The 17,215-nt window shown below is 63.2% G+C and carries 14 protein-coding genes; 10 read left to right on the top strand and 4 right to left on the bottom strand.

What is annotated here, in order from left to right; genetic code table 11:
- Positions 1-302: 302 nt before the first annotated feature.
- The 9 genes from V7787_RS40125 (at position 303) to V7787_RS40085 (ending at position 10,568) form a co-directional block, all read left to right on the top strand.
- On the top strand, positions 303-1,985 hold the full coding sequence (locus tag V7787_RS40125) for a flavin monoamine oxidase family protein (protein WP_064491647.1): 1,683 nt from the start codon (positions 303-305) through the stop codon (positions 1,983-1,985).
- Between the two features lie 14 nt (positions 1,986-1,999).
- Complete coding sequence (locus tag V7787_RS40120) at positions 2,000-2,794, top strand: carbon-nitrogen hydrolase family protein (protein WP_104886779.1); 795 nt, start codon at positions 2,000-2,002, stop codon at positions 2,792-2,794.
- A 140-nt stretch (positions 2,795-2,934) separates the two neighbouring features.
- The gene (pqqF, locus tag V7787_RS40115; RefSeq protein ID WP_336093203.1) at positions 2,935-5,235 is read left to right on the top strand and encodes a pyrroloquinoline quinone biosynthesis protein PqqF; all 2,301 of its coding nucleotides are present in this window, start codon (positions 2,935-2,937) and stop codon (positions 5,233-5,235) included.
- 159 nt (positions 5,236-5,394) lie between these two features.
- Complete coding sequence (pqqA, locus tag V7787_RS40110) at positions 5,395-5,466, top strand: pyrroloquinoline quinone precursor peptide PqqA (protein ID WP_003243383.1); 72 nt, start codon at positions 5,395-5,397, stop codon at positions 5,464-5,466.
- A 78-nt stretch (positions 5,467-5,544) separates the two neighbouring features.
- Positions 5,545-6,456: a pyrroloquinoline quinone biosynthesis protein PqqB gene (pqqB, locus tag V7787_RS40105; protein WP_010951729.1), complete on the top strand. Its 912-nt coding sequence runs from the start codon at positions 5,545-5,547 to the stop codon at positions 6,454-6,456.
- 163 nt (positions 6,457-6,619) lie between these two features.
- Entirely contained in the window at positions 6,620-7,375 is a 756-nt protein-coding gene (pqqC, locus tag V7787_RS40100) for a pyrroloquinoline-quinone synthase PqqC (RefSeq protein WP_003255592.1), read from the top strand.
- Positions 7,372-7,647 (top strand): pyrroloquinoline quinone biosynthesis peptide chaperone PqqD, encoded by a 276-nt coding sequence (gene pqqD, locus V7787_RS40095; RefSeq protein ID WP_010951728.1) that lies wholly within the window; start codon positions 7,372-7,374, stop codon positions 7,645-7,647. The genes pqqC and pqqD overlap by 4 nt, the downstream gene beginning before the upstream one ends.
- Positions 7,619-8,779 carry a pyrroloquinoline quinone biosynthesis protein PqqE gene (pqqE, locus tag V7787_RS40090; protein ID WP_014860209.1) on the top strand — a complete coding sequence of 387 codons (1,161 nt, stop codon included), beginning with the start codon at positions 7,619-7,621 and terminating at the stop codon, positions 8,777-8,779. The genes pqqD and pqqE overlap by 29 nt, the downstream gene beginning before the upstream one ends.
- On the top strand, positions 8,745-10,568 hold the full coding sequence (locus tag V7787_RS40085; protein WP_104886782.1) for a S9 family peptidase: 1,824 nt from the start codon (positions 8,745-8,747) through the stop codon (positions 10,566-10,568). Before pqqE ends, V7787_RS40085 begins: the two co-directional genes overlap by 35 nt.
- Positions 10,569-10,631: 63 nt before the next feature.
- Here the strand turns inward: V7787_RS40085 and V7787_RS40080 are convergent, their stop codons facing one another.
- Together V7787_RS40080 and V7787_RS40075 are read right to left on the bottom strand one after the other, a co-directional pair.
- A complete protein-coding gene (locus V7787_RS40080; protein ID WP_003177654.1) occupies positions 10,632-10,790 on the bottom strand; it encodes a YqaE/Pmp3 family membrane protein in 159 nt (52 codons plus the stop codon).
- 147 nt (positions 10,791-10,937) lie between these two features.
- Complete coding sequence (locus V7787_RS40075; protein WP_104886783.1) at positions 10,938-12,218, bottom strand: aspartate aminotransferase family protein; 1,281 nt, start codon at positions 12,216-12,218, stop codon at positions 10,938-10,940.
- A 210-nt stretch (positions 12,219-12,428) separates the two neighbouring features.
- On the opposite strand from V7787_RS40075, the gene V7787_RS40070 reads away from it, so the two are divergent.
- A complete protein-coding gene (locus tag V7787_RS40070; protein WP_010951723.1) occupies positions 12,429-13,352 on the top strand; it encodes a LysR family transcriptional regulator in 924 nt (307 codons plus the stop codon).
- A gap of 337 nt (positions 13,353-13,689) precedes the next feature.
- On the opposite strand, the gene V7787_RS40065 is transcribed toward V7787_RS40070, so the two are convergent.
- Both V7787_RS40065 and V7787_RS40060 read right to left on the bottom strand, forming a co-directional pair.
- On the bottom strand, positions 13,690-15,468 hold the full coding sequence (locus V7787_RS40065) for an acyl-CoA dehydrogenase C-terminal domain-containing protein (protein ID WP_104886784.1): 1,779 nt from the start codon (positions 15,466-15,468) through the stop codon (positions 13,690-13,692).
- A gap of 124 nt (positions 15,469-15,592) precedes the next feature.
- Entirely contained in the window at positions 15,593-16,876 is a 1,284-nt protein-coding gene (locus tag V7787_RS40060; protein WP_064491642.1) for a GGDEF domain-containing protein, read from the bottom strand.
- Positions 16,877-17,215: the final 339 nt, after the last annotated feature.

Genomic DNA, 17,215 nt, shown 5'->3' with positions numbered 1-17,215 from the left:
CAGTTCTAGATTTCACGGCAGGTGCCGGTTGTAGGAGCGGGTTTACCCGCGAATAGGACAGAGAATCTACCGACGCATTCGCGGGTGAACCTGCCCCTACAAAGGGCCAGGGCGGTTTCTGAACTACCTCGACCGCCTGCCTCGTCTTAATGAACATGAGCTTAATCATTACGACGAAACTAACTACATTCAGACAACACTCTGCACCTTAATAACGAACACCCCACTCCCTAAAATGACAGCCAGGCATCTCCTATACTCAGGCTCCGCTCCTCGCGCAGCCTCTCTGGCAAGGTCATTTCATGAACAAGAAGAACCGCCACCCCGCCGACGGCAAGAAGCCGATCACCATTTTCGGCCCGGACTTCCCTTTTGCTTTCGACGACTGGCTGGAACACCCGGCAGGCCTGGGCAGCATTCCGGCTGAGCGCCATGGGGAAGAGGTGGCCATTGTCGGTGCCGGTATCGCCGGCCTGGTAGCGGCCTACGAGCTGATGAAGCTGGGCCTCAAGCCGGTGGTGTACGAGGCTTCCAAGCTGGGCGGCCGGCTGCGCTCGCAAGCCTTCAATGGCACTGACGGGATCGTTGCCGAGCTGGGTGGCATGCGCTTCCCGGTGTCGTCCACCGCCTTCTACCACTACGTCGACAAGCTGGGCCTGGAAACCAAGCCCTTCCCCAACCCGCTGACCCCAGCTTCGGGCAGCACGGTGATCGACCTGGAAGGCCAGACCTACTACGCCGAGAAGCCCACCGACCTGCCGCAACTGTTTCATGAGGTAGCCGACGCCTGGGCCGATGCGCTGGAGAGTGGTGCGCAGTTCGCCGATATCCAGCAGGCCATCCGCGACCGTGATGTACCGCGCCTGAAGGAACTTTGGAACAAGCTGGTGCCGCTGTGGGACGACCGCACCTTCTACGACTTCGTCGCCACCTCGCGCTCTTTTGCCAAGCTGAGCTTCCAGCACCGGGAAGTGTTCGGCCAGGTCGGTTTCGGCACCGGCGGTTGGGACTCGGACTTCCCCAACTCGATGCTGGAAATCTTCCGCGTGGTGATGACCAACTGCGACGACCACCAGCACTTGGTGGTCGGGGGCGTGGAACAAGTGCCACAGGGCATCTGGCGCCACGTACCGGAACGCTGCGTGCATTGGCCAGAGGGCACCAGCCTCAGCACACTGCATGGCGGCGCACCGCGTACCGGGGTCAAGCGCATTGCCCGCGCCGCCGATGGCCGCCTGGCGGTCACCGACAACTGGGGCGATACCCGCCACTACAGCGCAGTACTCGCCACCTGCCAAACCTGGTTGCTGACCACCCAGATCGACTGCGAGGAATCGCTGTTCTCGCAAAAGATGTGGATGGCCCTGGACCGTACCCGCTACATGCAGTCGTCGAAAACCTTCGTCATGGTCGACCGCCCGTTCTGGAAAGACAAGGACCCGGAAACCGGCCGTGACCTGCTGAGCATGACCCTCACCGACCGCCTCACCCGCGGCACTTACCTGTTCGACAACGGCAACGACAAGCCCGGGGTGATCTGCCTGTCGTACTCGTGGATGAGCGACGCGCTGAAGATGCTGCCGCACCCGGTGGAGAAGCGCGTACAACTGGCCTTGGATGCGCTGAAGAAGATCTACCCGAAGACCGATATCGCCGGGCACATCATCGGCGACCCGATCACGGTTTCCTGGGAGGCCGACCCGTACTTCCTCGGCGCCTTCAAAGGTGCGCTTCCGGGCCATTACCGCTACAACCAGCGCATGTACGCGCACTTCATGCAGCAGGACATGCCGGCGGAGCAGCGCGGTATCTTCATTGCCGGTGACGACGTGTCTTGGACCCCCGCCTGGGTTGAGGGCGCGGTGCAGACGTCGCTGAACGCGGTGTGGGGTATCATGAACCACTTTGGTGGCCACACCCACCCCGAAAACCCCGGCCCGGGCGATGTGTTCAACGAAATCGGGCCGATCGCCCTGGCGGATTGAGACAAGGAGGCACCATGCGCATCGCTCTGTACCAGGGCGCACCCAAGCCACTGGATGTGCCCGGCAACCTGCAACGGCTGCGCCACCAGGCGCAGTTGGCAGCCGAACGCGGCGCACAGTTGCTGGTGTGCCCGGAGATGTTCCTGACCGGCTACAACATCGGCCTGGCCCAGGTCGAGCGCCTGGCCGAGGCCGCCGATGGCCCGGCAGCCATGACCGTGGTGGAGATCGCCCAGGCGCACCGCATCGCCATTGTCTATGGCTACCCGGAGCGCGGCGATGACGGGGCGATCTACAACAGCGTGCAGCTGATCGATGCGCATGGCCGCAGCCTGAGCAATTACCGCAAGACCCACCTGTTCGGTGAACTGGACCGCTCGATGTTCAGCCCTGGTGCGGACCACTTCCCGGTGGTGGAACTGGAAGGCTGGAAGGTTGGCCTGCTGATCTGCTACGACATCGAGTTCCCGGAGAACGCCCGACGCCTGGCGCTGGACGGCGCCGAGCTGATCCTGGTGCCGACGGCGAACATGACGCCGTACGACTTTACCTGCCAGGTGACCGTGAGGGCACGGGCGCAGGAAAACCAGTGCTACCTGGTATATGCCAACTACTGCGGCGCGGAAGACGAGATCGAGTATTGCGGGCAGAGCAGCATCATCGGCCCGGATGGCAGCTTGCTGGCCATGGCCGGGCGGGATGAGTGCCAGTTGTTGGCAGAGCTCGAACATGAGCGGGTGGTACAGGGGCGCAGGGCGTTTCCCTACCTGACCGATTTGCGCCAGGAGCTGCACCTGCGTAAAGGCTGACAGGGGCCGCTATGCGGCCCATTCGCGGGCACGCCCGCTCCCACGGGATCTGCGCTGCCTTTCATACCGGCGCCATACCCGCGAAAAGGCCGGGCCTGCAAACAAATCGGTTAGCATGGAGAGCAGCCACCGGAGCCCCCATGCCTGACGCCATCCGCCAACTCACCCTCGCCAACGGCTTGCAACTGACCCTGCGCCACGCCCCTCGCCTCAAGCGCTCGGCCGCCGCACTGCGGGTGCACGCGGGCAGCCACGACGCGCCTGCCAAATGGCCCGGTCTGGCGCACTTCCTCGAACACCTGTTCTTCCTCGGTACCCCGGGCTTCCCGCTGGAAGACGGCCTGATGCGCTACGTGCAAGCCCTGGGCGGCCAGGTCAACGCCAGCACGCGCGAACGCGCCACCGACTTTTTCTTCGAGGTGCCACCCAAGGCGCTCGGTGGCGGTCTCGAGCGCCTGTGCCAAATGCTGGCAGAACCGGATCTGGGCATCGAACGCCAACGCCGTGAACGCGAAGTGATCCATGCCGAATTCATCGCCTGGTCGCGCAATCCAACGGCCCAACAGCAGTTCGCCTTGCTGCAGTCAGTGTCGGCCAAGCATCCACTGGGCGCTTTTCATGCTGGCAATCGATACACCCTGGCCTTGCACGACGCGGCTTTCCAGCAAGCGCTTGCGGGCTTTCATCGACGCTTCTACCAAGGCGGCCAGATCTGCCTGAGCCTTTGCGGTCCGCAGCCGCTGGATGAACTTGAACACCTTGCCCGGCAGCATGCCGAACTGTTCGCCGCAGGTGAGCGCGTGCCGCAAATGCCGCCGCCGCCACTGCCAGCAATCGCTAGCTCCCTGACCTTCACTCACCAAGGCCTCCCCAGCGGCGCCGAGCACGCCCTGGAACTGCTGATCGCTTACCTGGAGGACAGCCGCCCAGGTACCTGGCTGGGCGCGCTGCGCGAGCGTGGCTGGCTACAACGTTTCACAGCCGAAAGGCTGTATGCGTTCGCCGGTCAGCTGCTGTGGCACCTTGACCTGAAGCTCAGTGCCGACGCTTGCCCGGACGAAGCCAGCGCCCTGCTGCAAGGTTGGTTCAGGTTCATCCGTCAGGCCGACCGCGAACAGTTGAACCATCAATTCGGCTTACTGCAGCACAGCCGAGCGCACAGTGCCAGCGCGCTCGAGCTGGCCCGCCGGGACAGCACTGGCCAGCCGTTCGCCAAGCTGGATACCCAAGGGTTGCAGGCGCTTGGCGCCTTGCTGGAAAGCCTGCCAGGTGGCGACCATGGCGATTGGCAGCTTTTGCCAGTCGACCCATTGCTGATGGCTGACCTGCCCCATGCCAAGGCGCAGCCGCTGCCGGCAGCACTGAAGATCAGTGACCAGCTCCCGCCCGCGCGCCAATACGCTGCGCTGTACCTGCGCTGGCATGTACCTTCGCCGTTGCGCCAGCAGCTACAGCGTGTGCTGGAACTGGCCCTGGCACCGCTGCAGGAACGCTGTAACCGCGCCTCCGTGCAACTGCAGTACAGCAGCGCCGGAGAATACTGGCAGTTGCACTGCGCCGGCCTGCCAGCAGCAGTGCTGCGGGCAGTGGAACAAGCCTTGGCCTTGATGCTCAAGCCACCTGCCAGTTGCTGGCTGCCCTGCACGGCGCTGCCCCCGGCCCTGATCCCCATCAGGGCCCTGCTCAAGCAACTGCCAGACGCGGTACGGGGTAGCCTGCCCGCAGCGGTGCCTGCCTGCACGCTTACCCAGCAGCAACTCGACAGCCTGTGGCTGCACACCGAGTGGCATGGCATGGCCGCAGGCTTCGAGGATACCGCGCTAAAGGCCTTGGGCAATGCGCTGCAGCAGTGCCCTGGGCATGGCTCGCGACCTGGCCCCCTGCCAACCTGGGCAAACCACCGCTGGCAGCATGCCCAAGTGCCAGGCAGCGAACATGCCCTGCTGCTGTTCTGCCCGTTGCCGGCGGCAAAAGAGGCCGCGGGCCGCCTGTTAGCCCAATTGCTGCAAGGGCCGGTTTACCAGCGCCTGCGGGTAGACTTGCAACTCGGCTACGCGGTGTTCAGCGCCTTTCGTCAGGTCGAGGGGGTCGGTGGGCTGTTGTTTGGTGTGCAGTCCCCCCACACCGGTCAGGCACAGGTGCTCGACCACCTGCTCAGCCTGCTGCGCCATGGCGTCACCCTTGACCCGGCCGCTCGCCAGGCATTGGCTGGGCAATTCGACGAGCCCGCCATGGCCAATGCCGATGTCGCCGAATGGGCGTGGCAGACACACTTGGCCACACAAGCCGATCGGCTGGATGTGCTGCGCAGGTCTATCCTGACTACGCGGCAGACGGATCTGGACCACCTGCTGAGCGACCTGCTCAACCCAGGTTCCGCTTGGCTATGTTTGGCCAACGCTGCCGCGCCAGACACTTCCTGGCAGGGCGAAAATCAATGATTATTACGCCAACTGCAACGGCGCTTCTCGAATAATTAACCTTCCGGTTCAAATTTTTCTTGTAAGATAGCGCAATCCCGTTTTCACGGAACTGCCAACGCATGGCGGTACCCAAGTAGTAGCTGAACAACCCAACCCTCATTCGGAAGGAGTAATTCCATGTGGACCAAACCTGCATACACTGACCTGCGTATCGGCTTCGAAGTCACCATGTACTTCGCTAACCGCTAAGCCAGGCTTAGGGTTTCACGCCTCGGCCTGCCGGGGCGTTTTCGTTTTTTCGATCCGGTTTCTGCATAGAGAGTGGCCATGTACATCCAGGTTCTCGGCTCCGCCGCCGGTGGCGGGTTCCCGCAGTGGAACTGCAACTGCGTCAACTGCAAGGGCTACCGCGATGGCACCCTGAAAGCCACGGCGCGCACCCAGTCATCCATCGCCCTGTCCGACGACGGTGTGCACTGGATATTGTGCAATGCCTCGCCCGACATCCGCGCCCAACTGCAGGCCTTTGCGCCGATGCAGCCGGCCCGGGCACTGCGCGACACCGGTATCAACGCCATCGTCCTGCTGGACAGCCAGATCGACCACACCACCGGCCTACTCAGCCTGCGCGAAGGCTGCCCGCATCAGGTGTGGTGCACGGACATGGTCCACCAGGACCTGACCACCGGTTTCCCGCTGTTCAACATGCTCAGCCACTGGAACGGTGGCCTGCAGTGGAACCGTATCGAGCTGGAAGGCAGCTTCGTGATCGACGCCTGCCCCAACCTCAAGTTCACCCCCTTCCCCCTGCGCAGCGCCGCGCCGCCTTATTCGCCACACCGCTTCGACCCGCACCCGGGCGATAACCTTGGTTTGATGGTCGAAGACACCCGCACCGGCGGCAAGCTGTTCTACGCCCCGGGCCTGGGCCAGGTAGACGAAAAGCTGCTGGCGATGATGCACGGTGCCGACTGCCTGCTGGTCGACGGCACCCTGTGGGAAGACGACGAAATGCAGCGCCGTGGCGTGGGCACCCGCACCGGCCGCGAGATGGGTCACCTGGCCCAGAACGGCCCGGGCGGTATGCTGGAAGTGCTGGACGGTTTCCCGCGCCAGCGCAAAGTGCTTATCCACATCAACAACACCAACCCGATTCTCGATGAAAACTCACCCGAGCGCGCCGAAGTCCTGCGCCGGGGCGTCGAAGTTGCCTTCGATGGCATGAGCATCGAGTTGTAAAACAGTCTGTGAGGCGACACCAGACCCTGTGGGAGCGGGCATGCCCGCGAAAAAAGCCAACACGGTCGATGGCACCGGCTTCGCCGGTGTTCGCGGGCACGCCCGCTCCCACAAGGGAGAGGGATGTGCCAGGCCAGATAATCGTTCTACAGGAGCCAGCCGAATGAGCGACGCACTGCCAATGTCCCCTGCCGAATTCGAGCAGGCCCTGCGCGCCAAGGGCGCCTATTACCACATCCATCACCCGTACCACGTGGCGATGTACCAGGGGCGCGCCACCCGCGAGCAGATCCAGGGCTGGGTGGCCAACCGCTTCTATTACCAGGTCAACATCCCGATGAAGGATGCCGCGATCCTGGCCAACTGCCCGGACCGCGAAGTGCGCCGCGAGTGGATCCAGCGCCTGCTCGACCACGATGGTGCGCCCGGCGAGGATGGCGGCATCGAAGCCTGGCTGCGCCTGGGCCAGGCTGTCGGGCTGGACCCGGACCAATTGCGCTCGCAAGAACTGGTATTGCCTGGCGTGCGCTTTGCCGTGGACGCCTACGTCAACTTCGCCCGCCGGGCCAGCTGGCAGGAAGCCGCCAGCAGCTCGCTGACCGAGCTGTTCGCCCCGCAAATCCACCAGTCACGCCTGGACAGCTGGCCGCAGCACTACCCGTGGATCGACCCCGCCGGCTATGAGTATTTCCGTACCCGCCTGGGCCAGGCGCGACGCGATGTGGAACACGGCCTGGCGATTACCCTGCAGCACTACACCACCCGTGCGGGCCAGGAGCGTATGCTGGAGATACTGCAGTTCAAGCTGGATATCCTCTGGAGTATGCTCGATGCCATGAGCATGGCCTACGAACTGAACCGCCCGCCCTATCACTCCGTCACCCAGGAACGGGTGTGGCACAAGGGAATCACCCTATGAGTTTCGACCGTAACCAGGTACCCAACTGGCGCCCCGGCTACCGCTTCCAGTACGAGCCGGCGCAAAAGGGCCATGTGTTGCTGTACCCCGAAGGCATGATCAAGCTCAACGACAGCGCGAGCCTGATCGGTGGCCTGATCGACGGCCAGCGTGACGTGGCAGCGATCATCAGCGAACTCGAACAGCAATTCCCCGGTGTCCCGGAAGTGGCGGACGACATCGAGCAGTTCATGGAGGTGGCCCGTGCCGAACACTGGATCGTCCTCGCCTGAGTTGCCGCCCACGCCCGAGGTCGGCCTGCCGCTGTGGCTGCTGGCCGAGCTCACCTACCGCTGCCCGCTGCAGTGCCCTTACTGCTCCAACCCGCTGGACTTCGCCGCCCAGGGCCAGGAGCTGAGCACCGAACAGTGGTTCAAGGTCATGGCTGAAGCGCGGGAAATGGGTGCCGCACAAATCGGCTTTTCCGGCGGTGAACCGCTGGTACGCCAGGACCTTGCTCAACTGATCGCAGAGGCCCGCCGCCTGGGTTACTACACCAACCTGATCACCTCGGGCATTGGCCTGACCGAGGCGCGTATCGCCGACTTCAAAAAGGCCGGCCTGGACCATATCCAGATCAGCTTCCAGGCCAGCGACGAGCAGGTGAACAACCTGCTGGCCGGCTCGAAAAAGGCTTTTGCACAGAAGCTGGAAATGGCCCGCGCGGTGAAAGCCCATGGCTACCCGATGGTGCTCAACTTCGTCACCCATCGGCACAACATCGACAAGATCGACCGCATCATCGAGTTGTGCATTGCCCTGGAGGCCGACTTTGTCGAGCTCGCCACTTGCCAGTTCTATGGCTGGGCGCACCTCAACCGCCTGGGGCTGCTGCCAACCCGCGCGCAGCTCGAGCGGGCCGAACGTATCACCAACGAATACCGGGACAAGCTCAAGGCCGAGGGCAACCCGTGCAAGCTTATTTTCGTTACCCCTGACTACTACGAAGAGCGCCCCAAGGCCTGCATGAACGGCTGGGGCAACCTGTTCCTCACCATCACCCCGGACGGTACCGCATTGCCCTGCCACGGCGCCCGCCAGCTGCCGGTGCAGTTTCCGAATGTACGCGACCACGACTTGCACCATATCTGGTATGAATCGTTCGGTTTCAACCGCTTCCGTGGCTATGAGTGGATGCGCGAACCGTGCCGCTCCTGCGACGAGAAAGAAAAGGACTTCGGCGGCTGTCGCTGCCAGGCCTTCATGCTGACCGGCGATGCCAGCAACGCCGACCCGGTGTGCGCCAAGTCGACCGAGCACGGCATCATCCTCAAGGCCCGCGAGGAGGCAGAAACCGCCCAGCTCGCGATCGAACAGATGACCTTCCGCAATGATCGAAACTCCCGTGTCATCGCCCGCGGCTGAATTCAGCGCGGCCCAGGCGGTTGCCGCCGGCACCGACTTCGCCGAACTCAAGGTCAGTGCCGACGGGCTGTTCTGGAACGAATTCCGCCCGGCCGATGGAGCGTGCCGTATCTGGCACTGGCTGCACTACCAGGCCCGCTGCCTGACCCCGGACGGCTTCAGCGTACGCAGCCGGGTCTATGAGTACGGCGGCGGCAGCTTCTGCCTGGGTGGCGACGGGCTGGTGTTCGTCAACGAAAAGGATCAGCAGGTCTACACCCAGCCGCTGGACGATCTGTTACCACGTGCACTGACCCAGGATGCCCGCTGCCGCTATGGCGATGTGCAGTGGCACGACGGCCACGTGCTGGCCGTCGAAGAGCGCCATGCCGAGCAGGTAGAGCACCGCCTGGTCGCTTTGGGTGACAGCAGCCGCGAGGTGCTCGCCGAGGGCGCGGACTTCTACGCCTCGCCTGCCGTCAGTGCCGATGGCCAGCGCCTGGCGTGGATCGAATGGGACCGCCCGGCGCAGCCCTGGACCGTCACCCGGTTGATGTGCCGCGTGCGCGATGCCAGCGGCCACTGGGGACCGGCGCAATGTGTAGCCGCCGCCGAAGAATCGCTGCAACAACCACGCTTCGATGCCGAAGGTCGGCTCTACTGCCTGTCCGACCGCAATGGCTTCTGGCAACCCTGGGGTGAGGTCGATGGCCAATGGCAGGCGTTACCTGCCGCACCGGCAGACCATGCTGCTGCGCCTTGGCAATTGGGCACCTGTACCTGGCTGGCACTGGGCCCGCAAAGCTACCTGGCCAACTGGTTCGAAGACGGCTTCGGGCAATTGGGGCTGCGTGGTGAAGATGGCCGTATGGAGCGTTTCGCCAGTGCCTACACACGCTTTCGCAGCCTGGCCATGGACAGCGAACACCTGTATGCCATTGCCGCGTCGCCCATCAGCCCACCGGCAGTCATTGCCATTGACCGCGGCAACCATGAAGTACGCGTACTGGCCGGTGGCGCCGAAATACTGCCAGCAGGGCAAATCAGCCTACCGCAGCCGATCCACTACGGCAGTGGCGGCGAGCAGGCCCATGGTTTCTTCTACCCGCCAGCGCAGCCGCAAGGCGCCGCACCGCTGGTGGTGTTCATCCACGGCGGGCCAACCTCAGCCTGCTATCCCGTGCTCGACCCGCGCATCCAGTACTGGACCCAGCGTGGCTTTGCCGTGGCCGACCTCAACTACCGGGGCAGCACCGGCTATGGTCGGGAATACCGCCAGGCACTGCACCTGCGCTGGGGCGAAAGTGACGTGGCCGATGCCTGCGCGGCGGTCGAATACCTGGCTGCTCAAGGCCTGGTCGATAAGCACAAGGCGTTTATCCGCGGTGGTAGCGCCGGTGGCTACACCACCTTGTGCGCCTTGGCGTTCCATGACGTGTTCCGCGCTGGCGCCAGCCTCTATGGGGTCAGCGACCCGCTAGCCCTGGGCCGTGCCACGCACAAGTTCGAAGGGGATTACCTGGACTGGCTGATCGGCGACCCGCAGCGCGACGCTGAACGCTATCGCCAGCGCACGCCGCTGCTGCATGCGCAGCGCATCAAGGTGCCGGTGATTTTCTTCCAGGGTGAGCTGGATGCGGTGGTGGTGCCGGAGCAGACACGCGCCATGTTGACGGCGCTACAGGCCAACGGGATCGACGCTGAAGGGCATTTTTATGCGCAGGAACGGCACGGGTTCCGCAAGGCCGAGAACCTGGCGCATGCCTTGGAAGAAGAGTGGAAGTTCTATTGCCGGGTGTTGGCGCAGTAGTTCCAGGCGCCCCGAGCAGGAGCGACCTTGCGCTGCTCCTGCAGGGGCCAATCTCTGCCTGTATCAACGTTTGGCGATGATATACACCGCATGCACGATCCCCGGAATGTATCCCAGCAAGGTCAGCAGAATATTCAGCCAGAACGCCCCGCCAAACCCCACCTGCAGAAACACGCCCAGCGGTGGCAGAAGAATGGCGATGATGATGCGAATAAAGTCCATGCGAGTCTCTCCTGAAGGGTTACATCAAAGACTAGCTCCCGGCCGTAGAGGTTCCACAGGCAAAAAAAAACGCCCCGGGCCGAATGAAACAGGCCAGGGGCGATGCGCAGGAACGCCAGACGGTTCGTTGAATTCTTTGCCAGGCCGCTACGCCGGCATTTCGCGACGGGCCTGCTGCTGGGCATGCAGGCGGGCGAAAGCGCGCGCCAGGCGCAGCAGCATTTCGTCGATGTTGCCTTTGCTCACAGTCAGCGCCGGTGAAAAGCGCACTACATCCACTTGCGGCGCGTTGAGCAGCAGGCCTTCGTGCAGGGCCGCGGCCACCAGTTCGCGGGCCAGGTTTTCTTTCAGTTGCAGGGCCCATAACAGCCCGTGACCGCGCACTTCACCCTGACCATAGCGCCCGGTCAGGCGGCTCAGGCCTTCACGCAGGTGACGACCGTTGTCCTGGACCTGGGCCAGAAAGCCAGGTTCCAGCACGCTGTCCAGCACCGCCAGGCCGGCGGCGCACATCAGCGCGTTGCCGTGATGGCTGCCTTCCAGCTCACCAGGCTCGGCGCAGCATGCCTTGCCCCTCGCCAACAAGGCGGCCAGCGGCACGCCGCCCCCCAGGCCCTTGCCCAAGGTGATGATGTCGGCACGCACGCCATAGAGCTCCTCGGCCAGCAGCGCACCACAGCGACCAATACCGGTCTGCACCTCATCAAGGATCAGCAGGATGCCCAGTTCGCGGCAGAGCGTTTCCACGCCCTTGAGGTATTCCTGAGTAGCGGGAATAACGCCCGCCTCGCCCTGTATCGGCTCGAGCATGATTGCCACGGTGCGTGAATCCACCTCGGCGTGCAGCGCCGCCAGGTCATTGAACGGCACCTTGCTGAAACCCGGCAGGCCAGGTTCGCAGCGATTGCACGGCAACGGGTCGGACGCGGACAGCGCGCCCAGGCTCCGGCCATGGCAGGCTTGGCTGGCAGTAATGATGTGATAGGCGCCATTGCGGTGCAGCTGGCCCCACTTGCGCGCCAGCTTGATCGCCCCTTCACAGGCCTCGGCACCGCTGTTGAGCAGGTAGGCCTGGTCACTGCCGGTACTCTGACACAGCCGGTTGACCAGTCCCAGCAGGCCACGGTTGTGGAAGCCCGAGCCCGGGTTGATCAAGGCCTGAGCCTGGTTGCCCAACGCTTTGACCAGCACGCTGGGGCTGTGGCCCAAGCTGTTGACCGCACCGCCCTGAGTGAAGTCCAGGTAGGCATGCCCTTCGTTGTCCCACAACCACGAGCCCTGGCCACGCACGAATACCTGCGCTGCACGTTCGGCGCCGGGCATCAGGCGCTCAGGCGACAGCTCAGACGCGTGCGGCACGATCACCGGCGCACGCTTGGGCTCGGCGACGGCGGCAGGAGCCGAGCGGCGCAGGTTGAACAGGTTCATCAGGGCTCCAACCAATCACGGTAAAGGGCAGCCACGGTGCGGTCTTGGTGCCGGCACTCGATATTTTGCCTTGCCTATCAAAAGTGTTTTTCATCCGGGGTAACAATCGACCGAATCATCGCTGTAACACTTTGGAATACGGCGATAGACTAGGCTTCAGCAGGGTTTTCGACCATTTCGTTTTTCCAGCATTTTCGATAAGTGTTGCTTATGGATTTCCGCCAACTGCGTTATTTCGTCGCGGTGTACGAAGAAGGCCACGTAGGCCGTGCCGCCGAACGCCTGTCGCTGTCACAGCCGGCGCTTTCCCAGCAGATCCGCCAGTTGGAGCACAGCCTCGACCTGAGCCTGTTCGAGCGCAGCAACAAACGCTTGCTGCCGACCCTGGCTGCCCACACCTTGTACAACCATGCCCTGCCGTTGCTCGACGGCCTGCAGCGGGCCCACGAGGCCATGCGCAACTTCAAGGGCCAGTCGCTGCGCACCCTGGCTATCGGTGTATTGCAGACCGTGCGCCCAAGCCTGATACCGCAGCTGCTTGAACGGCTGCGCAAGGCTCAACCTCACCTGGTCGTGCAGATTTACGAGTTGTCGGGGTTGGAGATCGAACGGCGCCTGCTCAACGGCAACCTGGACATCGGCATCAGCTATTTGCCGCCGCGCCAGCCAGGGCTGCATGGCCTGCTGCTGTACGAAGACGAGCTGCAACTGGTCATACCCGATACCCACCCGCTGAAGGACTTCAAGAAGGTGTCCATCCGCCAAGCCGCCGAGTTGCCCATGCTGATGCTGGGCGAGGAGTTCCAGATCCGTCAGATCTGGCAGGCGCAGCTGGCCAGTCAGGGCCGACGGCCGCAGGTGCAGGCAGAGATGAACAATATGGCAGGGATTCTCGATAGCCTCGCGCACACAGCGCTGGCGACCATTCTGCCGGGGCGTGCCAAGGAGGCCGCCGAAGATGATCAAGGTCTGCTGTGGAAGCCGTTGAGCGAGCCGCGCGTGCCGTTGAAGGTCGGCCTGGTATTTCGCGATGCCCAGCGCCAGCAGGCCTCTGTGGAGCTGCTGCGCACGTTGCTGGAGGAAGAGACGGACGCTCGCCTGATGGGAGCATCACCGCTGGATGTGCTGGCCTGAAACACGCACGCAAAGAAAACCCCGCCGAAGCGGGGTTTTCCAGACTGTTTCCCTGTGACATCCGTATCGCCCCGCCATCCTGGCAGGTGGTCCTTCGTCGTCGTCCTTGATCTGTCCTTTGCGCTTCCTGCGCAACGTCCATGTGGTAAAGATTAACCGTGGATCCAATCTTAGAACAGTGGTGAAAAGTCACCACGTCGTGTAGGAAAAAGCTTACACAGGAGATTCATTCACAGATATGCGATGGCTGGGGCCGCTTCCACCTATCCAACTTAGGCGATACCTGTGGGAGCGGCCTTGCGTCGCGATTGGGCTGCGCAGCAGCCCCAAAAATCGATCAGAACTGCTCGGCTTCCAGCAGGTACAGCGACTCACTCCCCGCCTTCACCGAAGCCACCAGCGAATCCACCCGTGGCAGCAACCGCGCAAAGTAGAACCGCGCCGTCCCCAGCTTGCCCGAATAGAATGGCGCATCCCCCTCGCCCGCCAGCGCCGCCCGCGCCATCAGTGCCCACATGTAGCCATAGGCAACATAGCCAAAGGCATGCAGGTACTCGACCGAAGCCGCGCCAATTTCATTCGGGTTGCCCTTGGCCTGCTGCAATACCCACTCGGTCAAGCTGTCGAGCTGGTCGAGCGAAGCGCCCAGTGGCTTGGCGAATTCGTCCAGTTCGCTGCCTGCACCGGTAATGAACTGGCGAATCTCGTCAGAGAACAGCTTGTAGTATGCCCCGCCGCTGGCCACCACTTTACGCCCCATCAGGTCGAGGGCCTGGATGCCATTGGTACCCTCGTAGATCTGGGTAATGCGCACATCGCGCACCAACTGCTCCTGCCCCCACTCACGAATGTAACCATGCCCGCCGAATACCTGCTGGCCATGCACTGCGCACTCCAGGCCCAGGTCGGTGAGGAAGGCCTTGGCCACCGGCGTCAGCAGTGCCACCAGCTCTTCGCTGCGTTTGCGCACGCTGGCGTCTTCGCTGTACTTGGCACTGTCCAGTTGCATGGCCACGTAGGTGGAGAAAGCGCGGCCACCCTCGATCAGCGCCTTCATGGTCAAAAGCATGCGACGCACGTCCGGGTGGACGATGATCGGGTCGGCCGCCTTGTCCTTGGCTTGTGGGCCGGTCGGGGCACGGCTTTGCAGGCGATCGCGGGCGTACTCCACGGCGTTCTGGTAGGAGCGCTCGGCCGACGCCAGGCCTTGAATGCCGACGCCCAGGCGCTCGTAGTTCATCATGGTGAACATGGCCGCCAGGCCTTTGTTCGGCTCACCGACGATGTAGCCGACAGCTTCGTCGAAGTTCATCACACAGGTAGCCGAAGCCTGGATGCCCATTTTGTGCTCGATCGAGCCGCAAGTGGCCGGGTTCCGTGCGCCGAGGCTACCGTCTTCATTGACCAGGAACTTCGGCACCAGGAACAGCGAAATCCCTTTCGGCCCGGCCGGTGCATCCGGCAACTTGGCCAGCACCAGATGGATGATGTTCTCGGTCAGGTCGTGTTCACCACCGGTGATGAAGATCTTGGTGCCGCTGACCTTGTAGCTGCCGTCAGCCTGGGGCTCGGCCTTGGTGCGGATGATGCCCAGGTCGGTGCCGGCATGCGGCTCGGTCAGGCACATGGAGCCGGCCCAAACGCCGGCATACATGTTCGGAAGGTATTTTTCCTTCAAGGCCTCGCTGGCGTGGGCGTTGATCGACAGGCAGGCGCCGGCGGTCAGCATCGGGTACAGGCCGAAGGCCAGGCTGGACGCGTTGACCATTTCCTCGACCTGGGCCGAGATGGCCTTGGGCATACCCATACCACCGAACAGCGGGTCGCCGCCCACGCCCACCCAGCCGCCTTCAGCGTAGGTGTTGTAGGCCTCGATGAAACCGGCTGGGGTGCGTACCGCGCCGTTGTCCCAGTGGCAGCCCTCCTCGTCGGCGGCGCGGCTGAGAGGCGCAATGGTCCTGGCGGTGACCTTGCCGGCTTCTTCCAGCACGGCCATGGCCGTGTCGGCATCGACAACCTCGGCCAGCCCGGGCAACTGCGTCCACTGCTCGGCCACGTTGAAGACTTCATTCAGTACGAAGCGCATGTCGCGCAGCGGCGCTTTATAGTCAGCCATGACAACCTCTCGCTAGTCGGGTCGGGGCGGTCTCGGGGAACCGCGACACTGGGGTTACTGGCAGTGTAACCGAACAACTTTTGCGAGACATAGGGTCATCAATCGACTAAATAGTCTCATTTGGTCACGCCGTACGCACTGCCCCACGCGGCGATTGTCGCCCATGCACCATGACACAATTGCGCCCCGCGCCTTTGGCACTGTACAGCGCCTGGTCGGCGGATTTCAGCACCGCCTCGGGGTTGCGATGATCGGCCTGGCGCTCGGCCACGCCGATACTGATGGTGACCGAGACCGTGCCGCCGGCGCTGCCAGCCCGGCGCTGGCGCCCGGCGGTATCGTCCTGCGGGCGGTTGTGCTGATCGCGCAGGTGCATCACGTAATTGGCGATCACTTCACGCACGGCTTCCACATGCGGTACGCATTCCGCGGCGGTCTTGCCGGCGAACACCAGGGCGAACTCCTCCCCGCCATAACGGTAGGCACGGCCACCGCCGGTGACCTTGGACAAGCGGCTGGCGACCAACCGCAGCACCTGGTCCCCGACATCGTGGCCGTGGGTGTCGTTGAATTTCTTGAAGTGGTCGACATCGGTCATGGCGATCACATAGTTACGCCCCAGGCGCTGCATGCGCTCGTTCAGCGCACGGCGCCCCGGCAGGCCAGTCAGCTCGTCACGGAAGGCCATCTGATAAGCCTCGTGCGCGACGGCTGCGGCGATCATCAACATCACCTGGCTGCACATGATGTTCAAGGTAAACGGCAGGATGAAGGTTTGCGGCAGCATCCAGAAAATCCCCAGCAGACCGATCAACTGCGCGGCGTGCAGCGGCCGGGGTGCACGCAGGTACTGCACCACCAGCAGAATGAACACACCCAGGAACAGCGGGTAGACCATCTGGATCAGGCTCATCCAGTGGCCATGCAAAGCCGGCCAGCGGATCTCCGCCAACCAGGTCAGCAACGCCTCGGGGTAGCTTTGCTGGAGGGCCACCGCCACACTGCCCACGGCAAACAGCACCGCACCGCGGGCGACCAGGTCCTGCAGCAGGTGCGTACGCTCCTGCCAGGCGCCATACAGCCCGAACAGCGCCGGCAGCAACAGGCAGACAAGGTGGAAGATCACCGCGGCGTCCTCACGCACGCGGCCATGGTCACGGTAGAAGTCGGTCTGGGTATCGAGCAGAAAGTAGGCGATGTACACCGTCAGCATCAGGAACAGCTCACGCTGACGGCGGTAAACCGCGCAGTAGGTGCCACCCAGCAGCAGAACCAAGGTAGGCAGGACATTGAACAGCGATGTGAAAAAGACGCTGAGGTCTCTCACATAGGCTGCGGCGAGCCCTGCCAGCAACAAGAACAGCGACGGCAGGAAGTGGCTTGCGCGAACAGCGTTAAGACGAAACAAGGGTAATCTCCAACCCGGCAGATCAATAATGGCATTGTGCCCTCACTTCATCGGCAGTGCACTGGAACAGTTGAATTTGCGGTTGGATGAACGAACTTCCGGCCGCCACGCGAGCCTTGTAGGAGCGGGTTTACCCGCGAATGCGGTGGTGGCGGCAACGGTGAACGGCGGGTGGAGATTGGCCAGCAGGCCCGGCCTCTTCGCGGGTGAACCCGCTCCTACACGACGGCCTGTGTCCAACCCCTGACGTGTGGCCACCACCGATCAGTGTGGTAGGAGCGGGTTTACCCGCGAATACGGTAGCGCCGGCAACGGTGAACGGCGGGTGGAGATTGGCCA

The organism is Pseudomonas sp. CGJS7, assembly GCF_036961695.1.
Note: the sequence above shows the minus strand (reverse complement) of the source record. Positions and strands in the feature narration are given on the sequence as shown.

What these genes read in the sequence shown, in the direction of transcription:
- V7787_RS40080 (WP_003177654.1), bottom strand. Translation starts at nt 10,790, where the DNA reads ATGGACTTTATTCGCATCATCATCGCCATTCTTCTGCCACCGCTGGGC.
- pqqC (WP_003255592.1), top strand. Translation starts at nt 6,620, where the DNA reads ATGAGCGACGCACTGCCAATGTCCCCTGCCGAATTCGAGCAGGCCCTG.
- V7787_RS40065 (WP_104886784.1), bottom strand. Translation starts at nt 15,468, where the DNA reads ATGGCTGACTATAAAGCGCCGCTGCGCGACATGCGCTTCGTACTGAAT.
- V7787_RS40070 (WP_010951723.1), top strand. Translation starts at nt 12,429, where the DNA reads ATGGATTTCCGCCAACTGCGTTATTTCGTCGCGGTGTACGAAGAAGGC.
- V7787_RS40075 (WP_104886783.1), bottom strand. Translation starts at nt 12,218, where the DNA reads ATGAACCTGTTCAACCTGCGCCGCTCGGCTCCTGCCGCCGTCGCCGAG.
- pqqF (WP_336093203.1), top strand. Translation starts at nt 2,935, where the DNA reads ATGCCTGACGCCATCCGCCAACTCACCCTCGCCAACGGCTTGCAACTG.
- pqqB (WP_010951729.1), top strand. Translation starts at nt 5,545, where the DNA reads ATGTACATCCAGGTTCTCGGCTCCGCCGCCGGTGGCGGGTTCCCGCAG.
- V7787_RS40125 (WP_064491647.1), top strand. Translation starts at nt 303, where the DNA reads ATGAACAAGAAGAACCGCCACCCCGCCGACGGCAAGAAGCCGATCACC.
- V7787_RS40120 (WP_104886779.1), top strand. Translation starts at nt 2,000, where the DNA reads ATGCGCATCGCTCTGTACCAGGGCGCACCCAAGCCACTGGATGTGCCC.
- V7787_RS40085 (WP_104886782.1), top strand. Translation starts at nt 8,745, where the DNA reads ATGATCGAAACTCCCGTGTCATCGCCCGCGGCTGAATTCAGCGCGGCC.
- pqqD (WP_010951728.1), top strand. Translation starts at nt 7,372, where the DNA reads ATGAGTTTCGACCGTAACCAGGTACCCAACTGGCGCCCCGGCTACCGC.